The following is a 17,881-nucleotide window of genomic DNA, read 5'->3' on the forward strand; positions in this document are numbered from 1 at the left end:
TCTGAATGATTCCTAAAAAAATACATTACTTCTGGTTCGGAAAAGGTGAGAAAAATGCACTAACCCAACACTGCATTGCAAGCTGGAAAAAATACCAGCCTGATTTTGAAATCATAGAATGGACGGAAGAAAACTTCGATGTGAATGCAATCCCATACACAAAAGAGGCTTACGAAACAAAGAAATGGGCGTTTGTCTCAGACTATGCAAGAGCCAAAATCCTATATGAAGAAGGCGGAGTCTATCTGGATACCGATATGGAAATCAAATCGCCGCTGAATGAATTTCTTGATCAGGAAGCCATCTGTGGTTTTGAAATTAAAGGCGTTCCTTTTTCCGCTTTCTGGGCAGTAGAAAAAGGTCATCCACTGGCCAAGGACATCAAAGATTATTACGAGAATGAAACATCTTTCCGGGAAATCACAAACACCGTTATTTTTTCCAGACTTCTGGTGGAGAAATATGGCGCAGATGCCGACAAAGATCAATTTCAGGAACTTAAAAATGGCATAAAACTCTATCCTTCTACTCACTTTTCTCAGGATTTGCCCAGGAATTATGTCACACACCACTTCTCCGGTTCCTGGCATGGAAACTGGAGCAATCTCGAAGACGGATACAAAGCGCTTGTCAATACGTACGGAATTTTAAAAATGGTTCAGGATATTCCCGATGCCAAAAAACACATCAAAGACGTAGTGTACAACCAAAAGAAAATTGATATTGATGCGGTTCTGGAACAAATTCCGTTGAGATATATTCTGGAATTTGTAAAGAAAAAATTAATCTCAAAAGTAACCGGAAGATGATTGGGACTTTACTTTGGAGACTTCGTGAAGCCAGAGATGTACTTTTTGGTAAGAAGAAAACTGTTCCTGTCACAAAAACAGCTTCAAAACCTCTACTGTCACAAGGAAACACTCAGAAAAACATCGTTGAGGATGAGAGAATTAAAACATTTTTAAATTCCATTTCAATCGAGTTTTTATTTTGTGAATTTGGAGAAGAAAGAGTCAACGCGGGAGGATCAGAATTTAATTCAAAAAACAGATTAGAGCCCTCGTTATCAACCATCAGACAATTCTTTCCAAATGCAAAGTTTACAGTTTACAGCGATTTTGATTTGAATATTGAGGGCGTAAATTTAAAAAAAGTGTCCTCTCCGATTCCCGAAAAAGACCATCCAAGATATCTTTACAGAACAGCAGATTATTTTAAATTCAAATCTCTTCTGGAATCCAACGCTGATTTCCGATGTGTTGTAGATACGGATATGTATGCGGTTTCTTCGGACATTTACCGTCTGCTTTACTTGACAAAAACATTTGGATTCTGCGCACCATACAATCCGAGAAATCTTCTGAAACGGGATATGGAAATGTCTTTGGACACCAAACAAATCCTGGACGAAAGCGGCGGTTTCGGACACTCTTACAATCAAAGTCCAATGACGCTATGGAAAGATTCTGAGATTGGAAAATCATTCTTTGAAGAATGTTGTAATTACATGATAAAAGAACCTTCCCGGGCGTCGCTTGTAATGTGGAAAGCGGCTAAAGAAACGGGCGCCTCTCCTTATCTTTTGCCACCCGAATTCTGCGTTTGTGGTGAAGATGTAGGAATAGGAAATGAGGTGCTGCTGCATGTAGGTCATCCAAAAGTAGCCCAGTTTTATCAAGTGACATTATGATGTAAAATTATTCATCATTTAATAAAAAACGCTTTTATCTTAGACACAAAGAAATAGAAATGCTATGATCCCAAAATTAATAAACCTTCCGAAAATATACGATAAAAGAGGTAATCTGTCTTTTTTTGAATATCCAAACCAATTGCCTTTTGAGATTGAGCGGACTTATTGGATTTATGATGTACCTGGCGGAGAAACCCGTGGCAGTCACGCTTTCCGGGAACAGCAGGAATTTATCATCGCTCTTTCCGGTAGTTTTGATGTGGTTATAAATGATGGGAAAGAAGAAAAATTATTCTCGCTGAACAGATCTTATTACGGACTGTATGTTCCAAAAATGTATTGGCGGAGATTGGAAAATTTTTCAACCAATTCATTGGCGCTGATTGTTTCCGACAAAGCCTATAACGAGAATGACTATATAAGAGATTTTAAACAGTTTAAACGATTGACGGATGAAAAATAAACCATCAGTATTTGATTGCAGTATTATCAACTTGGGCAAAATTAATTTTGACGAAGGTAATCTGACAGTTGTGCAAAACAACACCTCGTTTCCTTTTGAAGTCAAGCGCGTTTTCTATTTATACGATATTGCAGGTGGAGAAAGCAGAGGCGCTCACTCGCACAAAGAATGCCATCAGTTTTTGATTGCAGCCAGCGGAAGCTACGAAGTCTCCTTGGACGACGGGCATCTGAAAAGGCAGGTATTCTTAAACCGCCCTGATATCGGGCTGCACATCCCACCAGGAATCTGGGCGTCGGAGGTTAATTTCTCTTCAGGTGCTATTTGCCTCGTTTTGGCTTCTCATACGTATAATGAGAATGATTACATCAGAGACTATAATATTTTTATAAATAAATAAGATGAACATTAAAATTCATGCTTTGGCAGACGTTCAGTCAGAAAATATTGGTGAAAACACGATGATATGGCAGTTTTGTGTGGTTTTGCGGGACGCGGTTATAGGCAAAAACTGCAATATCAACTGTAATGTTTTTATAGAAAATGATGTTGCTATCGGTGATAATGTAACAATAAAACCAGGAGTTCAGATTTGGGACGGCGTCACACTGGAAGACAATGTTTTCATAGGCCCCAATGTGACATTTACCAATGATCTTGTGCCACGTTCCAAACAATATCCCGCACAATTTGCAAAGACTTTGGTGAAAAAAGGTGCATCCATCGGAGCAAATTCAACAATCATTGCGGGTAATACAATTGGCGAATATGCTTTAATTGGAGCAGGAAGCGTGGTGACAAAGGACGTTCCGCCCAATACTGTCTGGCTCGGAAATCCTGCGAAACATACCGGTTACATTACCAAAGACAGTGTGATCCTAAATCTGGAATTAACTGATAAGGAATCCAATATTTATCAGTTTGTAAATAATGAACTGGTTTTGAAATGATTAAACCTTTAACATCATTAAGATTTTTTTTCGCATTCTTTGTTTTCCTGAGCCACCTCTATTTTTTAGAAAAAGAAAAAAATATGGAATACATTGTTAAAAATCTCTTTTCTGAGGGATTTTTAGGGGTGAGTTTTTTCTTTATTCTTAGCGGATTTATACTTGCTCTCAACTATCGGGAAAAGTTTCAGAATAAAACCATTAGCCTCAGAGCATTCTACATTGCACGGTTTGCAAGAATTTATCCTTTATTTTTTATCACAATGCTGGCTGCTGTTCCGTTTGCGTACAGCGGCATCAAGGTTTTGATTTGCAATACCTTTCTTCTACAGAGTTACATTCCTTATGAAAAATATTTTTTCTCTCTCAATGCGCCTTCCTGGAGTATTTCGGATGAAATGTTTTTTTATGCACTTTTTCCTTTTCTAATTGGCATTACTTATAAATTAGGATCTTTTATTAAAATATTACTGTGTTTTAGTTTTATCTTTTTAATTGTTATACTGAATGTTACATTAGCTGAAGACCAAGCACATTACTGGTTATATATTTCACCTTTTGTACGTGTTTTTGATTTTGTTCTTGGTATATTGTTGTTAGATTTTTGTCTGTATCTCAAAAAAATAAAAACAGATTTTAATCCGAAGTTATTTTCTCTTTTTGAAGTTAGCGCATTTGCTCTTTTAATGATTTTCTTCCTGTGCAAAGATTATGTTTCAATCAGCTACCGATATTCTATTTATTATTGGCTGCCAATGTGCCTGATTATTTTAACAGCTGCAAATTCATTTATTTTCGAAAAAAAAGAGACTTTCATTTCAAATATGCTTTCCCGGAAATGGCTTGTGTATTTGGGCGAAATCAGTTTTGGTTTTTATCTTATTCATTACCTTGTAATTTTTTATATGATAAGATATGACGGTTTTATGGGAATTCATCTTGAAGGATTGCCCCTTGCCTGCGCCATGTTTATTGTTACACTTATTACAAGTATCTTTGCTTTTGAAAAAATAGAAAAACCATTTAATAAAAAAATTAAACGTTTACTTTCATGATAAAATTTCTTGATCTGCAAAAAATAAATCTACTTCACCAGGCGGAGATCGAACAAAAACTGTTAGATGTATTCCGCTCCGGCTGGTACCTTTTGGGAAATGAAGTTAAACTTTTTGAAAAGAACTTATCTGCTTACACCGGGATAAAACACGCAATTGGTGTTGCCAACGGATTAGATGCTCTTAGACTGATTTTCCGAGCGTACATAGAGATTGGTTTTATGAAAAAAGGTGACGAAGTGATTGTGCCTGCCAATACCTACATAGCTTCTATCCTGGCACTGTCGGATAATGGACTGGTTCCTGTTCTTGTAGAGCCGGACATCAACACTTACAATATTGACATTTCTAAAATTGAAGAAAAAATAACGCCCAAAACCAAAGCTATATTTATCGTCCATCTTCAGGGTCGAGTGGTTTTCTCAGCAAAGCTACAGGCTCTTGCAGCGGCACACAATCTCAAAATAGTGGAGGACAATGCCCAGGCAATCGGTGCAGAGTGGAATGGTCTAAAGACTGGTAATTTGGGTGATGCTGCAGGATTCAGTTTCTATCCCGGAAAAAATCTGGGTGCATTAGGAGACGCTGGTGCGGTAACCACAAACGACGACGAATTGGAGCAAGCCATCAGATCTCTTGCCAATTATGGTTCTAGTGAAAAATACGTCAATATCTACAAAGGCCTGAACTCCAGGCTTGATGAGATACAAGCTGCCGTTTTGGACATAAAACTTAAATATATTGATGGCGAAAACGCATATCGCAGAGATATCGCAAAAAAGTTTATTTCAGAAATAAACAATCCAAAAATCATTCTCCCGGAAAACCCCGAAGATGAAAAAGAACACGTGTGGCATGTTTTCGTGATCAGATCCCAGAATAGGGCAGCGCTGCAGAAATACCTTACTGATAACGGAATCCAGAATCTGATACATTACCCTATCCCCCCACATAAACAAAAAGCCTACAAAGAGTGGAATGAGCTGTCCTTTCCCATTACAGAGAGAATCCATGACGAAGTTTTAAGCCTCCCAATTTCTCCAGTGTTGGAAAAAGAAGATGTTGATTTGATAATTGATGTACTTAATAATTATTAAAATATAATGGAAAACCTGCCTTTGGTGAGCGTACTTTGTTTATGCTATAATCAAGAAAAATTCATCACGGAATCCCTCGAAAGCATTAAGTCCCAAAGCTACAAATCTTTCGAAATATTAATCTGCGATGACTCTTCCAAGGATGGATCTGTGGCAATTATAGAATCCTGGATTCAGAAAAATCCGGATTTGAAAATAATTTTTATTAAACATCAGCAAAACAAAGGCATCACAAAAACACTGAATGAGCTACTACAGCTGTCCAGCGGAAAGTATATTCAATTATTAGCCCTGGACGATATTTTGATGCCCGACAAATTCGAAAATCACGTCAAGATCCTCGAAAATTCATTGGATAATGAGGTTATGGTATTTTCTGATGCGCATTTAATCGATGACGATTCGATGCTTTATCAAAACAAATTCATAGCACGGCACATGAATTACTTGAGTCTGAAATCCGAAAACTATTTCGAAAAATTACTGACGGTCAATTTTATACCTGCAATGTCTGCTTTGATAAAAAAACAGGCCATTGAGAATCTAGGAGGTTGGGATGAAGACCTTTCTTATGAAGACCACGATATGTGGCTGCGACTTAGTAAAGAAAATAATTTTATTTTCAGCAATCAAATTTCCTGCAGCTACAGATTACACGCCAACAATTCTCACAAAAAAAGAAGCGTCATCAATGAATCTGCAATTTTTAAAACTTTTATTAAACATAAAGAAAACGGAAATGTCCGGGATCTAATATTTAAAAATTTAGAAAGTATCTATCTGCAGAATGCCCTTTCTGATGAACATCAATTATTTTTCAGCCATTATCCTGTAAAATCATTTCCGGAATGGCTCATCAAAAATAATTTTAATACGACTTTGTACCGAATTACAAAAAAAATAAAAAAAATAATTAATTTATAAAAACACAAAATGATCGTAGGTAGAGGACTTTTAGCATCCCTTTTCAATGACAATGACAGAGAAGACACAGTTTTTTTTGCATCCGGCGTTTCTAATTCTCTTGAAAACAGACCTGAAGAATTCCTGAGAGAGGAAACTCTGATCAGAAAAACGATCGAGGAAAATCCCGAGAAAATATTTGTCTATTTTTCAACTTGCAGCGTTTACGATTCTTCCAAAACAGGAAGTGACTACGTACTTCACAAACTTAAAATGGAGCAGATTATCAAAAACTCTTGTGAAAAACACTTGATTTTGAGAGTTAGCAATGCGGTTGGTGAAGGTGGAAATCCTAATCTTCTGATGAACTACCTCATCCGTTCCATCAAAAACAATGAAACCATTAATGTCCATACAAAAGCAACACGAAACCTGATAGATGCCGATGATATCAAAAATATCACGTTTATGCTTTTAGACAATCAAACGCTGAACAAAATCGTAAATGTTGCCTACATTCAGAACTATGCTATCATTGAGATTCTGGAAATTATTGAGCGTTTTTACAATACAAAACTTAATCTTAATCTAATAAAAAGTGGTTCCGGATACGATATTAATGTCCCGGATGTAGAAGATTATTTCCGAAATAATGGTCTTACAAACAAAGAATCATATCTTTGCAAAATCTTAGAGAAATATTACTCTTAAAATATATGAGCAACATCAAAGAAAAACTGAATCATAAAAACATATTAGTGACTGGTGGTGCTGGTTTTATCGGCTCCAACCTTTGCGAAGAACTGCTGAATCTCGGCGCTAATGTCACTTGTCTGGATAACTTTTCTACTGGCTTGAGAGAGAATCTTGAAGCCATCAAAGACAATCCTAATTTCAAATTGATAGAAGGTGACATCCGCAACCTGGAAGACTGCCAAAAAGCTTGTGAAAATCAGGATTTTGTGCTTCACGAGGCGGCGCTTGGCTCTGTTCCGAGATCTATCAATGATCCAATTACAAGCAATGATGTAAATGTTGGCGGATTTCTGAATATGCTAGTAGCAGCCAGAGATTGCGGTGTAAAAAGATTTGTTTACGCAGCAAGTTCTTCCACTTATGGCGATTCCGAAAGTCTCCCAAAAGTTGAAGATGTCATTGGAAAGCCACTTTCGCCGTACGCTATTACAAAATATGTAAACGAGTTGTACGCCGATGTTTTCAAAAGAACTTATGATTTTGACACGATTGGATTGCGGTATTTCAATGTTTTTGGAAGAAAGCAAAATCCAAATGGTGCTTACGCAGCCGTGATTCCAAAATTCGTGATGCAGCTGATGAACCATGAATCTCCCGTTATCAACGGTGGCGGAGAATATTCCAGAGACTTTACCTACATCGACAATGTCATTTTGATGAATCTTCTGGCATTAACTTCAGATAATACGGATTCTCTGAATCAGGTTTACAACACCGCTTTCGGAGAAAGAACAACTCTTAACGATCTCGTAAAGTATCTGAAACAGTATTTATCAGATTTTGATCCTAAAATTGCAGACGTAGAAATCATCTACGGCGATTACAGAAAAGGTGATGTTCCACACTCTCTTGCAAGCATAGACAAAGCAAAAAATCTTTTAGACTATCAGCCAAAACATTCGATGCAGGAAGGATTGAAAGAAGCTGTCAATTGGTATTGGGAAAATTTAAAATAAAAAAAATGAATCATAAAATAACAATAATCGGATTGGGTTATGTTGGTTTGCCGCTAGCCAGATTATTCTCCACCAAATTTCCTGTTGTAGGATTTGATATTAATGAAAAAAGAATCGGTGAACTAAACGCCGGAAAAGACGACACTTTAGAAGTTTCCGACGAACTTTTAAAATCTGCTTTAGTTTCTGAAAATCCAAAATCTGGAGAAACAGGCCTTTTCTGTTCCAACAAACTTGAGGATATTGCTGATTCTAATATTTATGTGGTTACAGTTCCAACACCGGTTGACAAAAACAACCGTCCGGATCTGACACCGCTTTACAAAGCCAGCGAAACTGTAGCAAAAGTCCTTAAAAAAGGAGACATTGTGATCTACGAATCAACAGTTTATCCAGGCGTAACAGAGGAAGAATGTGTTCCGGTTTTGGAGAAAAATACAGGAATGAAATTCAATGTTGATTTCTTCGCAGGCTATTCTCCAGAAAGAATTAATCCTGGAGACAAACTTCACACGGTTGAAAAAATCCTGAAGGTTACCGCCGGTTCCAATCCTGAAATCGGAAAAATCGTAGATGATCTTTACAATTCCGTAATCGAAGCGGGAACTTATCTTGCGCCAACCATCAAAGTTGCTGAAGCTGCAAAGGTAATTGAGAATTCTCAAAGAGACATCAATATCGCCTTCGTCAATGAGCTGGCAAAGATTTTCAATTTGATGAATATCGATACGCACGAAGTTTTGAAAGCTGCCGGTACAAAATGGAATTTCCTCCCATTCAAACCAGGTTTGGTTGGCGGACATTGCATTGGCGTAGATCCTTATTACCTGGCTCAGAAAGCTCAGGAATTTGGCTACCATCCGGAAATTATTTTGGCAGGACGAAGAATGAATGATTCAATGGGTCAATACGTTGCAAGCGAAACAGTGAAACAAATGCTGAAAAAAGATCTTAAAGTAAACGGATCCGAAGTGTTGGTTTTAGGCTTTACTTTCAAAGAAAACTGTCCCGATGTAAGAAATACCAAAGTTGTAGATGTGGTAAAAAATCTTGAAGATTATGGCATCAACGTCAGCATTTTCGATCCTTGGGCCAATCCCGACGAAGTGAAACACGAATACGGCCTTGAAACGTCTACAAAAATGCCTTTCAAAAAATATGAAGCGGTTGTTTTAGCCGTTTCTCACAAGGAATTTGAAAACCTTAATATCAAAAATCTTCTTTCTGAAAACGGAATTATTTATGACGTAAAAGGGATTCTTGAGCAAGACGATTGCGTAACAAGATTGTAACTATTTCCCGAATCTCCATCGGAACAATGGATATCCAATAAACAAAGGCAGGCGATAAAATAAGTCCTGCTTTTTTATTTTGGTAGAATAGGCACTTGAAAAATAATTAAACAAATTCAAGCCATTTAATTGATTATAAGCTTTATAACTCCGCTTCCAAAGTCCTTCATCTTTCTGCGCTTTCCAGTTCATTTCCAAAGTCGAAGCCTTGAAATCCACCAGATTTTCCAGAATTAATTTTTTATTGTACGGATTTTTTTCTGCTTTGTAAGCCTCATCCATATATCCGGCAATTGTAATCCAGTTTCCAAAATGCTTCTCACCACGGTTATGAATGATAGATGCGCCGTGGAAATAATAGAGATAAGTATCTTCCCGTAAAAAAGCAATTTTCTCAAACTTCAGCATACTCTGGAAACTCCAAAGGACATCCTGAGAGAATAGATCTTTCACGAAATAGAGCTTGTTTTCCATCAGAAAATCCATTCTTACCAGCTTGTCACAAGCCATCACAGGATATTTACCTTTCACAAAATTCCAGACGATCTCTTTGCTGCCTTGCAGAACATCTTTTTCAGATTCAATCGGAAAGTAATTTCTAGTCCAACCCTCTTCTTCATTGATGCATAAACTTTGCCCCAAAACCATTTCTGCACCGGTTTCTTCCGCAAGTTTTACCAGATTTTGAATAGCATAATCGGTGATCTCATCGTCGCTGTCCAGGAAATAAATATACTTACCTTTCGCCAGATCCATTCCCGCATTTCGTGCCATAGAAAGCCCTTGGTTGAAAGGCTGATTGATAATTTTAAAATCAAAATCCGGATTTTTAGAGATGAATTCCTCAGCAATTTCCATAGAAGCATCCGGTGTCACATCATTCACCAAAATACATTCTATATCTTTATACAATTGATTAACAACAGATTGCAAACACCGTACAATGAATTTTTCGACTTTATAAACGGGGATTACGATGGTAACAAGAGGATTCATCTGCTGTATTTTAATTTTATTAAATTTAGGCAAAAATAGAAATAAAATCGGGCATTAACTGTATATTTGCCCCAATAAAACACAATGACATTAATCTCAAATTTATTTTTAAAACTCTGAATCATAATTATTTGGAGTCGCACTTGGAAAAGATAAGTTTGAAATTTTAATCATGAAAAAAAATGGATCAGAAACTCGCAATCGTTATACCTTTCTTCAAGATTGATTTCTTTGAAGATACGCTGAAAAGTCTTGCCAATCAAACCAATCCAAACTTCAATGTTTATATTGGGAACGATGCAAGCGCTGCTGATCCTCACGATCTTATCCAAAAGTACAATATCAACCACAATATTTTTTATACAAAATTTGCCGAAAATCTTGGCGGCAAAGGTCAGCTTGTGGAGCAATGGGAACGCTGCATCGCACTTTCAAAAAATGAAGAATGGCTGATGATCCTTGCAGATGATGATTACATCGCAGATAATTTTGTGGAAGAATTCTATAAAGTTTCGGAAGTTGCAGCCAAACAAAATTCGGAATTGATGCGTTTCAAAATGCGACGAGTGGCGGAAGACGGTGCTTTCCTGATAGATCTGGAGCAGCCGGAGCGTTACAAAGCCGAAGATTATATTTGGGATGATCTGGAGCAGAAAATGTTTATTTCAATTTCAGAAAATGTCTTTTCAAGAAAAATGTATGATCTGAAAGGTTTCCGAAGATATCCGCTGGCCTGGAAAACCGACTTGATGATTTACCTGGATTTCGCTAATAATCAGCCTATTTTAGGCGTTAATTCTACGTTTGTTGCCATCCGGAGAAGCAATCAGCAAATTACCAGACGGACGGATCTTACGGATCATAAGCAGATCGCTTTGGGTCAATATTATTATGATGTTTTGAATGAATTTACGTCTTTATTCAAAGATTATCAGAATCTGAAGTTTTTAAAACTTTATACATTTTATGCAAAAGAAAACCATCTTTCTGCATCCTTGAGCTCTTTATATTACAAATACGGCGGCGTAAAAGAATTATTGAAATACCGCATCAAATCTATATTTAATATTTAATGTTATTTTCCGTTCTCATCGCCCATTATAATCATTTTGATTTTTTCATAGATTGTTACAACAGTCTTATGAAACAGACTTATACGAATTTTGAAGTAGTCATTCTAGACGATTTTTCTACAGACGGCTCATTCGAAAAAGTGTCGGATTATGTAAAAAATGACCTGAGATTCAGGGTTTTCAGAAACGAAAAAAATGAGGGTGTCGGATTTACCAAAGGAAAACTGATTGAGCTTGCAAATGGAGAAATCTGCGGATTTCTGGATCCGGATGATGTTTTGACGCCGGACGCCATCAAAGTTTCTGTTGACAATTATTTCGGGAAAACGGTTGCAACATATTCCCAGTTTTGGGTTTGTGATCAGTCTTTACAGGTCATCAAAAAGTTTTCAGATTCGCATCAGATCAAAAATAATGATCCTCTTTTTCTGAATATTTTTTTCACAGTCAACCATTTTTTTACTTTTCGCAAAGACATTTATTTGAAAACCAGCAAAATAAGTCCGCATTACAGAATTGCAGAAGATCAGGAATTATATCTGAAACTCTATGAATTGGGCGACTTCAAATTTATAAAACAGCCGCTTCTGTATTACCGCCTTCACAACACTGGACTTTCGCGGGACAAAAACAAAACAAAACAGCGGTATGAAGCCTGGAATAACGTTTTGAAAGAAACTTTACAAAGACGGAATATCACAAAAATATATGGAGAAAACGTGTCTGAGATTGAGAATCTACCGACATTCATCCATCAAAAACAAAATACCATTATGAGAAAAATCAAAAGAAAATTTCTATGACCGACATCTTTATAAAATCCTTTAACAGAGCTTTTTATCTGGACAGATGCATTGCCTCGATGTATCAAAATATCACCGGCAGTTTCAAAATCAAAGTCCTGGATGATGGCACGCCGAAGAAATATCTTGACAAAATCAGGGAAAAATATCCGGAAGTAGAAATCTCTCTTTCTGACAGCTATGATAAAAAAACAAAAGCGATTGCAGAAAATCTGATTTCGGGAAAGGCAATTAACGGCTTTGAAATCCCGACAAAATTCTGGTACGACAACGTAGAAAAAGCATCAAAATATGTCATCGTGACGGAAGATGACGTTTGGTTTACACAAGCTCTGAATATCGACGAACTTGCATCAGAATCTGAAAAACTGAATATTCATCTGCTGAAACTGGGCTGGCTTGGAAATGTGCAGGAACGCAATGATCTCAATCTAAAATCAATCAGTGAGAATATAGAATCTGCACAGCCAAAAAACCTGATGCTGATGCAGGAAAAACTGATGGAAGCTTTCTTTTACAACCGTTACAAATTTTTCTCAATACTCTACAAATTCGGGAAAGTTGACAATCAAACACAGGTGAAATATTGGGCACTCAACTCAATATTAATGGGCTTCTTCAGAAAAGATTACTGGCTGGAAATCTGGAAAAAGATGGACGGAAAAGTGGACGAAAAAAGACAACTCATCAATGCTTCTCTGGTTTACAGAAAACACAGAGACAATCCGAATTTCATATCAAGGCTAAAAACAGAGGCAATGAAAACAACATTTCAGTCTTCCGCAGCCAATTCTTACCACGAATATGGTTTTGATTTCGATGTCAATCAGTTCAATCATCTGATGAATGAAGCCTGGCTGAAAGGCGAATTTGACGCCATGCAGAATTATCCGAAAGATTTTTCTCTGGATTATTTTAAATCATTTCTGGCTGGGAAAACCAATCTTGAAGAATACGAAAAGTGGGTACTTCAATTTCGAAAACAGTATGAAAATACAGGCTGCGACACAAACTAAAAAATCTCCGAATCTATTCGGAGATTTTTATTAATCTTTTATAATAAGTCCGGCATATTTGCCATCAAACTCTACGACGTAAGGTTTGAGATTCTTAGTCTCGCAGAAATCTTTGAAGGCTGCATTGTCGCCAATATCATCGCTCATGAAAATTCCGCCTTTTCTTACCCTGCTCAGTAACAGGTTGTAAGCCCAGATTCTTCCATCGTAGGATTTATCGCTATCATAATGGACAACATCAAAAGAACTGGCTTTGCTGAATATTTTTGGTAGAGATTCCTTATCCGCAAAACGGTAAAGATCCCAATTGCTTTTATATTTTTCAGGAATGACGCATCCCACGAAATCCTCACTTTGATTTTGTAATAAGTAAGGCATATCAGAACTGTAAAGTGTTCCGTTTCTGTGCACCAATGATGCCAACGCTGCGAATGAAGACCAGCCGTAAGCAACGCCTGTTTCTACAGTTTTCTGAGCATTGGTGTATTCGTTAATATAATAAATAACACTTAAAGATCCTGCGCCTCCCAGTTTTACAGGTGCTTTTGCCTGGATCTGTAAAGCTTCTGCAAACTCCTGAGGAAAGATTTTTTCAAAAGGAATAAAAGTCAGATTCAAAACTTTTTCTATAAATTCTTTTTCAGAAATTGCCAATGATGCACACCATTTTTCCGCTTCTTCTTTGCCTCGCAGTCCGGAAGAACGGTTGAAGATATTTTTCCAGATTTTTCTTCGGAGTTCCGGATAAAGATCTGGACGCTTGAGGTATGCAAAAAGGGTAGAAAGAATTTCAGAGATTTTATTCATTAAATTATGTTTTGAAATGCAAAAATACAAAAGAATTATTCAAACAATCTTTATATTTGTTTTTTTAGAATTAATTTTTTGATAACTCAGTAATGCAGAAAAAAAAACAGGTGCTTTTCCGACACAGATCTATGGAAATGGGCGGCGTAGAAAAGGTAATCCTGAGCCTGTTGGAAAATCTGGACAGGGAGAAATTTGACTTAACATATATTGTCAGTTTACATCAGGGAGAATTGAGAAACAAAGTTCCTGCACACGTAGATTACATCAAAATAAACCGCGGAAAAGAGGATTTTTCCAATAATCCTTTGATTAATAAAATCCAGATTGCGGCAAGAGGTTTAAAAATTAAATTTCTGGAAAAATTTCCTGCTATTATCGATCAGATTTATCTCAAGAAAAAATTCGATATAGAGATTGCTTCGACTTACGCTGATTACAATTCTGTGATCCAAAGTCCGAACAGAAATTCAAAAAAAATCGGCTGGCTGCATTCTGATATCACAGTGCAAGGATTAAAAGGTATTCTTCCGGAAATTCTGAGAAATCTTCAGAGTTTCGATCACGTGATTTATGGCTCACAGCAGTCGTATGATATTCTGCACCAGTTTTTTCCTGACATTAAGATTAAAAACGAAAGCGTTATTCTCAATCCGATTCCAATTGAAGAATTGAAGATCAAAGCAAAAGAATTCCCGGTAGATTATGGGAAAATTCCAACTTTTGTGTCTGTTGCGAGATTACATTTCAGAAAGGGATTTCATAAATTAATTGAAGCACACAAACTGCTTCTGGATGAAGGTTTCGAACACCAAATAATCGTCGTTGGCGATGGTGAGGAAAGAGAAAATCTTGAAAATCAGATTAAACAGCTTGGCGTAGAAGAATCTTTTAAACTTCTAGGAACCAAGATGAATCCTTACCCTTATGTGAAAAATGCAGATTTCTACATTATGCCATCAGAAACAGAAGGCTGGCCGCTGATTATCGCAGAAACACTGATTCTTCAAATCCCAATTATCGCAACCAATGTTGGTGGTATTCCGGAGATGATAACCAACGGAAAAAATGGCTATCTGATTGATTATGATGCTGAAAAAATGAAGGACGGAATGAAAGAGTTTCTAATCAATTCCCAGTTAGTTGCAACCATCAGAGAAAATCTGAAAGATTCCGAAAAACAATTCGACAATCAAAAGATCTTTGATGAAGTTACCAAAATCATCGAAAGCTGATTCTAACGAAGTCTTTTTGCTTTTTTGAATTTATACGGCTGATTTTTCTTGATAAATTCATCCAACGCTTTTCGGTCTTTTTCCAATTCTCGCGGATAAACAGCATTTCCTTTCAGAATAATATCGCCGTAATCCTCAATGCTGCAGACGAACTGAGCGGGGTTCCCTACAAAAACAGTATTCGGCGGCATAGATTGTGACAAAACCGAATTAGCGCCCAAAATACAGTTATCGCCGATCTCAACGTGTTCTGTAATGACGCAGTTGAGGGCAATTGTACAATTGTTACCAATTTTGATTCTTCCAAAAATACGCGCATCTTCATAACCCGGAATTCTACGCAACATCGTAGTGGTTCCGCCGTGATTTACAAATCTTACGCCTGCAGCAATATTCACATTATCTCCAATCTCGATAAGATAAGGCTCTGTTCCGAAATAAACTTTGTCCGGCGTATTCAGATTTTTGCCCACTTTCATACCTTTATATTTGCAGATCTCAACATTGGCTTTGTTCAGCATTTGCTCGTAAACGGATTGTATTTTCAGCAGTATTTTATAGAAAAGAATCATTTTCCTGTTTTTGCAAAATTAAATAATTATAAATTGAAAGCAGCAATTTTAATACTTTTCCCTATTATTAGTATCTTTGTTAAAAATTTTTTTACAAAAATACAATGATCAATATTGCTGCAATCGAACATTATCTCCCGGAAAATGTACTGACAAATTCTGACTTAGAAAAAGAATTCCCTGAGTGGAATGCAGCAAAAATCAATGCCAAAATCGGAATCGACGTAAGACACGTAGCCGGCGAAAATGAAACCTCTCTGGATCTCGCTTTCGAAGCATGTCAGAAGCTGTTCAAAACCTACGACAAATCAAACATTGATTTTATCCTTTTCTGCACACAAAGTCCGGATTACTTCCTGCCAACAACAGCGTGCATGCTTCAGGATAAGCTGGAGCTGCCGAAGAAAACGGGTGCTCTGGATTTTAACTTGGGCTGTTCTGGTTTTGTTTACGGATTGGCTCTGGCAAAAGGTTTGATTTCGATTGGACTTGCAAAAAATGTTTTGCTTGTGACCGCAGAGACTTATTCCAAATTTTTGGATAAAGAAGACAAATCAAACAGAAGTATTTTTGGCGATGCGGCAGCAGTGACAATTGTTGAAAAAGACGATTCAAAAGCAGATTTTCAGTTTTCTGTAGGGACAGACGGAAGTGGTTTTGAAAATCTGATTGTCAAAAACGGCGCTTCAAGATTCGGTAAATCAGATGATACAACCTTGTTTATGAACGGACCGGAGATTTTCAACTTCACTATAGAAAATATTCCCGGACTGGTGGAAGACACTTTGTCTAAGAACAGTCTGACGATGGAAGATATCGACCTATTTGTTTTTCATCAGGCCAATTCTTATATGCTGAATTATCTTAGAAAAAAATGCAAAATTCCGGAAGACAAATTTGTCATCGATATGAAGGATTCGGGAAATACGGTTTCTGCCACAATCCCAATCGCTTTGGAATCTGCGCTTAAAAATGGAAAAATAAAGTCCGGAAGTAAAGTTCTGATCGCAGGTTTTGGCGTTGGCTATTCCTGGGCAGCCGGAATTATAGAATTTTAAAATATATTAAACTATAAATAATGAATACACAAACGTTTTTAGAAAAACTACAGGACGAATTGGAAGAAGATGATGCTTTGACACTTGATACAAAATTCAAAGAACTGGAAAATTATGACTCTATGTCTGTACTGTCATTGATCGCTTTTATTGACGAAAGTTTTGATAAAAGTCTTGATACTAAACATTTTAAAGACATCTCTACTGTTCAGGAACTGAAAGAACTGATTGGCTCAGAAAATTTTGAAGACTAATGTCTGATTTTTTTTCACTTCAGGATAAAACCATCGTCATTTCCGGAGCTTCTTCCGGAATTGGCAAATCCTGCGCAGAACTCTGTGCAGCTTCAGGAGCGAAATTAATCCTGCTTGGAAGAGACATTTCCAAACTTGAAACTGCATTTCAGGAATTTAAATTTAAAGAAAAACCGCTCTTCCTAGAATTGGATATTACCTCAGAAGATGATGTAAACCAGCTTTCTAAAACTCTGATAGAAAAAGACATAAAAGTCTCAGGCTTTGTCCATTCCGCAGGTTTGAAACATACTTTACCTCTCAAAAATACCGGAACGAAAGTATTGAATGAGAGTTTTACTGTTAATGTATTTTCAGGATTTTATTTGGCAAGAGCTTTCTCTCAGAAAAAACTAAAAGCTGATAATCAAAGCTTTGTCTTTATTTCATCAATTGCGGGCGTTGTAGGCGAACCCGCAAATCTGGCTTACAGCGCTACAAAAGGTGCGTTGATCTCGGGAACCAAATCTTTGGCTCTGGAACTGGCAAAACAAAAGACAAGAGTCAACTGTGTGAGTCCTGCAATGGTAAACACGCCGCTTAGCGAAAAAATGTTTGATAACATTGGCGAGGAAGCCACAAAAAATATTCTGGACAAACATCCGTTGGGAATCGGAAATCCTGAAGATGTTGCAAAATCGGTGATTTTCTTACTTTCGGAAGGCTCCAGCTGGATTACAGGCACGAATTTGATTGTAGACGGCGGCTATTCTGCTCATTAATTAAATCCTTTGAATCCCTTTATTTAAAGTCGATTTTCAAGATTAATTAATAAAAACAGATTATTTTTGATGAATCAATAAGCATAAAGTTTCATAAAAAACTCTTTCCGGTGGCATTCTATACATAACATTCTTTTTAAG

Annotated in this window: 21 protein-coding genes; 18 read left to right on the forward strand and 3 right to left on the reverse strand. The window is 36.9% G+C overall.

All coding sequences use genetic code 11. The annotated features are described in order from the left end of the window. Positions 1-5: 5 nt before the first annotated feature. The 11 genes from LUD75_RS05620 to LUD75_RS05670 all read left to right on the forward strand — a co-directional run bounded on the left by LUD75_RS05620 (position 6) and on the right by LUD75_RS05670 (position 9,165). Positions 6-809, forward strand: coding sequence for a glycosyltransferase (locus tag LUD75_RS05620; protein WP_232704679.1), 804 nt, complete (start codon positions 6-8; stop codon positions 807-809). Continuing rightward, positions 806-1,690, forward strand: coding sequence for a hypothetical protein (locus tag LUD75_RS05625; RefSeq protein WP_232704680.1), 885 nt, complete (start codon positions 806-808; stop codon positions 1,688-1,690). Before LUD75_RS05620 ends, LUD75_RS05625 begins: the two co-directional genes overlap by 4 nt. Before the next feature lie 64 nt (positions 1,691-1,754). Beyond that, on the forward strand, positions 1,755-2,156 hold the full coding sequence (locus tag LUD75_RS05630; protein WP_232704681.1) for an FdtA/QdtA family cupin domain-containing protein: 402 nt from the start codon (positions 1,755-1,757) through the stop codon (positions 2,154-2,156). Further along, positions 2,146-2,556 (forward strand): FdtA/QdtA family cupin domain-containing protein, encoded by a 411-nt coding sequence (locus tag LUD75_RS05635; RefSeq protein ID WP_232704682.1) that lies wholly within the window; start codon positions 2,146-2,148, stop codon positions 2,554-2,556. The genes LUD75_RS05630 and LUD75_RS05635 overlap by 11 nt, the downstream gene beginning before the upstream one ends. A gap of 1 nt (position 2,557) precedes the next feature. Beyond that, entirely contained in the window at positions 2,558-3,106 is a 549-nt protein-coding gene (locus tag LUD75_RS05640) for an acyltransferase (RefSeq protein ID WP_232704683.1), read from the forward strand. Continuing rightward, the gene (locus LUD75_RS05645) at positions 3,103-4,161 is read left to right on the forward strand and encodes an acyltransferase (RefSeq protein WP_232704684.1); all 1,059 of its coding nucleotides are present in this window, start codon (positions 3,103-3,105) and stop codon (positions 4,159-4,161) included. The genes LUD75_RS05640 and LUD75_RS05645 overlap by 4 nt, the downstream gene beginning before the upstream one ends. Next, positions 4,158-5,258, forward strand: coding sequence for a DegT/DnrJ/EryC1/StrS family aminotransferase (locus tag LUD75_RS05650; RefSeq protein WP_232704685.1), 1,101 nt, complete (start codon positions 4,158-4,160; stop codon positions 5,256-5,258). Before LUD75_RS05645 ends, LUD75_RS05650 begins: the two co-directional genes overlap by 4 nt. A 6-nt stretch (positions 5,259-5,264) precedes the next feature. After that, positions 5,265-6,182 (forward strand): glycosyltransferase, encoded by a 918-nt coding sequence (locus LUD75_RS05655; protein WP_232704686.1) that lies wholly within the window; start codon positions 5,265-5,267, stop codon positions 6,180-6,182. A 9-nt stretch (positions 6,183-6,191) separates the two neighbouring features. Next, complete coding sequence (locus LUD75_RS05660) at positions 6,192-6,872, forward strand: NAD-dependent epimerase/dehydratase family protein (protein WP_232704687.1); 681 nt, start codon at positions 6,192-6,194, stop codon at positions 6,870-6,872. 5 nt (positions 6,873-6,877) lie between these two features. Continuing rightward, a complete protein-coding gene (locus LUD75_RS05665) occupies positions 6,878-7,873 on the forward strand; it encodes an SDR family oxidoreductase (RefSeq protein ID WP_232704688.1) in 996 nt (331 codons plus the stop codon). A gap of 5 nt (positions 7,874-7,878) precedes the next feature. After that, entirely contained in the window at positions 7,879-9,165 is a 1,287-nt protein-coding gene (locus tag LUD75_RS05670; protein WP_232704689.1) for a nucleotide sugar dehydrogenase, read from the forward strand. Here the strand turns inward: LUD75_RS05670 and LUD75_RS05675 are convergent, their stop codons facing one another. After that, positions 9,166-10,161, reverse strand: a complete 996-nt coding sequence (locus LUD75_RS05675) for a glycosyltransferase (RefSeq protein WP_232704690.1) — start codon at positions 10,159-10,161, stop codon at positions 9,166-9,168. 182 nt (positions 10,162-10,343) lie between these two features. On the opposite strand from LUD75_RS05675, the gene LUD75_RS05680 reads away from it, so the two are divergent. The 3 genes from LUD75_RS05680 to LUD75_RS05690 are packed head-to-tail and all read left to right on the forward strand — an operon-like array spanning position 10,344 to position 13,053. Continuing rightward, positions 10,344-11,234 (forward strand): glycosyltransferase family 2 protein, encoded by an 891-nt coding sequence (locus LUD75_RS05680; RefSeq protein ID WP_232704691.1) that lies wholly within the window; start codon positions 10,344-10,346, stop codon positions 11,232-11,234. Continuing rightward, positions 11,234-12,037: a glycosyltransferase family 2 protein gene (locus LUD75_RS05685; protein ID WP_262908167.1), complete on the forward strand. Its 804-nt coding sequence runs from the start codon at positions 11,234-11,236 to the stop codon at positions 12,035-12,037. Before LUD75_RS05680 ends, LUD75_RS05685 begins: the two co-directional genes overlap by 1 nt. Next, positions 12,034-13,053 (forward strand): glycosyltransferase family 2 protein, encoded by a 1,020-nt coding sequence (locus tag LUD75_RS05690; protein ID WP_232704693.1) that lies wholly within the window; start codon positions 12,034-12,036, stop codon positions 13,051-13,053. The genes LUD75_RS05685 and LUD75_RS05690 overlap by 4 nt, the downstream gene beginning before the upstream one ends. A gap of 30 nt (positions 13,054-13,083) precedes the next feature. On the opposite strand, the gene LUD75_RS05695 is transcribed toward LUD75_RS05690, so the two are convergent. Further along, on the reverse strand, positions 13,084-13,860 hold the full coding sequence (locus tag LUD75_RS05695) for a class I SAM-dependent methyltransferase (protein ID WP_232704694.1): 777 nt from the start codon (positions 13,858-13,860) through the stop codon (positions 13,084-13,086). Positions 13,861-13,952: 92 nt separating this feature from the next. On the opposite strand from LUD75_RS05695, the gene LUD75_RS05700 reads away from it, so the two are divergent. Then, on the forward strand, positions 13,953-15,095 hold the full coding sequence (locus LUD75_RS05700; protein WP_232704695.1) for a glycosyltransferase: 1,143 nt from the start codon (positions 13,953-13,955) through the stop codon (positions 15,093-15,095). Between the two features lie 2 nt (positions 15,096-15,097). Here the strand turns inward: LUD75_RS05700 and LUD75_RS05705 are convergent, their stop codons facing one another. Further along, the gene (locus LUD75_RS05705; RefSeq protein WP_232704696.1) at positions 15,098-15,667 is read right to left on the reverse strand and encodes an acyltransferase; all 570 of its coding nucleotides are present in this window, start codon (positions 15,665-15,667) and stop codon (positions 15,098-15,100) included. Between the two features lie 104 nt (positions 15,668-15,771). On the opposite strand from LUD75_RS05705, the gene LUD75_RS05710 reads away from it, so the two are divergent. From LUD75_RS05710 to LUD75_RS05720, 3 genes are read left to right on the forward strand one after another with little or no spacing between them, the layout of a single operon-like run. Further along, on the forward strand, positions 15,772-16,725 hold the full coding sequence (locus LUD75_RS05710) for a ketoacyl-ACP synthase III (protein ID WP_232704697.1): 954 nt from the start codon (positions 15,772-15,774) through the stop codon (positions 16,723-16,725). Between the two features lie 20 nt (positions 16,726-16,745). Continuing rightward, positions 16,746-16,979 (forward strand): phosphopantetheine-binding protein, encoded by a 234-nt coding sequence (locus tag LUD75_RS05715; protein WP_232704698.1) that lies wholly within the window; start codon positions 16,746-16,748, stop codon positions 16,977-16,979. Beyond that, positions 16,979-17,740, forward strand: a complete 762-nt coding sequence (locus LUD75_RS05720) for an SDR family oxidoreductase (protein ID WP_232704699.1) — start codon at positions 16,979-16,981, stop codon at positions 17,738-17,740. The genes LUD75_RS05715 and LUD75_RS05720 overlap by 1 nt, the downstream gene beginning before the upstream one ends. The last annotated feature ends 141 nt before the right edge of the window (positions 17,741-17,881 follow it).

It is taken from the genome of Epilithonimonas sp. JDS (assembly GCF_021261315.1).
Classification (GTDB): Bacteria; Bacteroidota; Bacteroidia; order Flavobacteriales; family Weeksellaceae; genus Epilithonimonas.

What these genes read in the sequence shown, in the direction of transcription:
- LUD75_RS05620 (WP_232704679.1), top strand. Translation starts at nt 6, where the DNA reads ATGATTCCTAAAAAAATACATTACTTCTGGTTCGGAAAAGGTGAGAAA.
- LUD75_RS05625 (WP_232704680.1), top strand. Translation starts at nt 806, where the DNA reads ATGATTGGGACTTTACTTTGGAGACTTCGTGAAGCCAGAGATGTACTT.
- LUD75_RS05630 (WP_232704681.1), top strand. Translation starts at nt 1,755, where the DNA reads ATGATCCCAAAATTAATAAACCTTCCGAAAATATACGATAAAAGAGGT.
- LUD75_RS05635 (WP_232704682.1), top strand. Translation starts at nt 2,146, where the DNA reads ATGAAAAATAAACCATCAGTATTTGATTGCAGTATTATCAACTTGGGC.
- LUD75_RS05640 (WP_232704683.1), top strand. Translation starts at nt 2,558, where the DNA reads ATGAACATTAAAATTCATGCTTTGGCAGACGTTCAGTCAGAAAATATT.
- LUD75_RS05645 (WP_232704684.1), top strand. Translation starts at nt 3,103, where the DNA reads ATGATTAAACCTTTAACATCATTAAGATTTTTTTTCGCATTCTTTGTT.
- LUD75_RS05650 (WP_232704685.1), top strand. Translation starts at nt 4,158, where the DNA reads ATGATAAAATTTCTTGATCTGCAAAAAATAAATCTACTTCACCAGGCG.
- LUD75_RS05655 (WP_232704686.1), top strand. Translation starts at nt 5,265, where the DNA reads ATGGAAAACCTGCCTTTGGTGAGCGTACTTTGTTTATGCTATAATCAA.
- LUD75_RS05660 (WP_232704687.1), top strand. Translation starts at nt 6,192, where the DNA reads ATGATCGTAGGTAGAGGACTTTTAGCATCCCTTTTCAATGACAATGAC.
- LUD75_RS05665 (WP_232704688.1), top strand. Translation starts at nt 6,878, where the DNA reads ATGAGCAACATCAAAGAAAAACTGAATCATAAAAACATATTAGTGACT.
- LUD75_RS05670 (WP_232704689.1), top strand. Translation starts at nt 7,879, where the DNA reads ATGAATCATAAAATAACAATAATCGGATTGGGTTATGTTGGTTTGCCG.
- LUD75_RS05675 (WP_232704690.1), bottom strand. Translation starts at nt 10,161, where the DNA reads ATGAATCCTCTTGTTACCATCGTAATCCCCGTTTATAAAGTCGAAAAA.
- LUD75_RS05680 (WP_232704691.1), top strand. Translation starts at nt 10,344, where the DNA reads ATGGATCAGAAACTCGCAATCGTTATACCTTTCTTCAAGATTGATTTC.
- LUD75_RS05685 (WP_262908167.1), top strand. Translation starts at nt 11,234, where the DNA reads ATGTTATTTTCCGTTCTCATCGCCCATTATAATCATTTTGATTTTTTC.
- LUD75_RS05690 (WP_232704693.1), top strand. Translation starts at nt 12,034, where the DNA reads ATGACCGACATCTTTATAAAATCCTTTAACAGAGCTTTTTATCTGGAC.
- LUD75_RS05695 (WP_232704694.1), bottom strand. Translation starts at nt 13,860, where the DNA reads ATGAATAAAATCTCTGAAATTCTTTCTACCCTTTTTGCATACCTCAAG.
- LUD75_RS05700 (WP_232704695.1), top strand. Translation starts at nt 13,953, where the DNA reads ATGCAGAAAAAAAAACAGGTGCTTTTCCGACACAGATCTATGGAAATG.
- LUD75_RS05705 (WP_232704696.1), bottom strand. Translation starts at nt 15,667, where the DNA reads ATGATTCTTTTCTATAAAATACTGCTGAAAATACAATCCGTTTACGAG.
- LUD75_RS05710 (WP_232704697.1), top strand. Translation starts at nt 15,772, where the DNA reads ATGATCAATATTGCTGCAATCGAACATTATCTCCCGGAAAATGTACTG.
- LUD75_RS05715 (WP_232704698.1), top strand. Translation starts at nt 16,746, where the DNA reads ATGAATACACAAACGTTTTTAGAAAAACTACAGGACGAATTGGAAGAA.
- LUD75_RS05720 (WP_232704699.1), top strand. Translation starts at nt 16,979, where the DNA reads ATGTCTGATTTTTTTTCACTTCAGGATAAAACCATCGTCATTTCCGGA.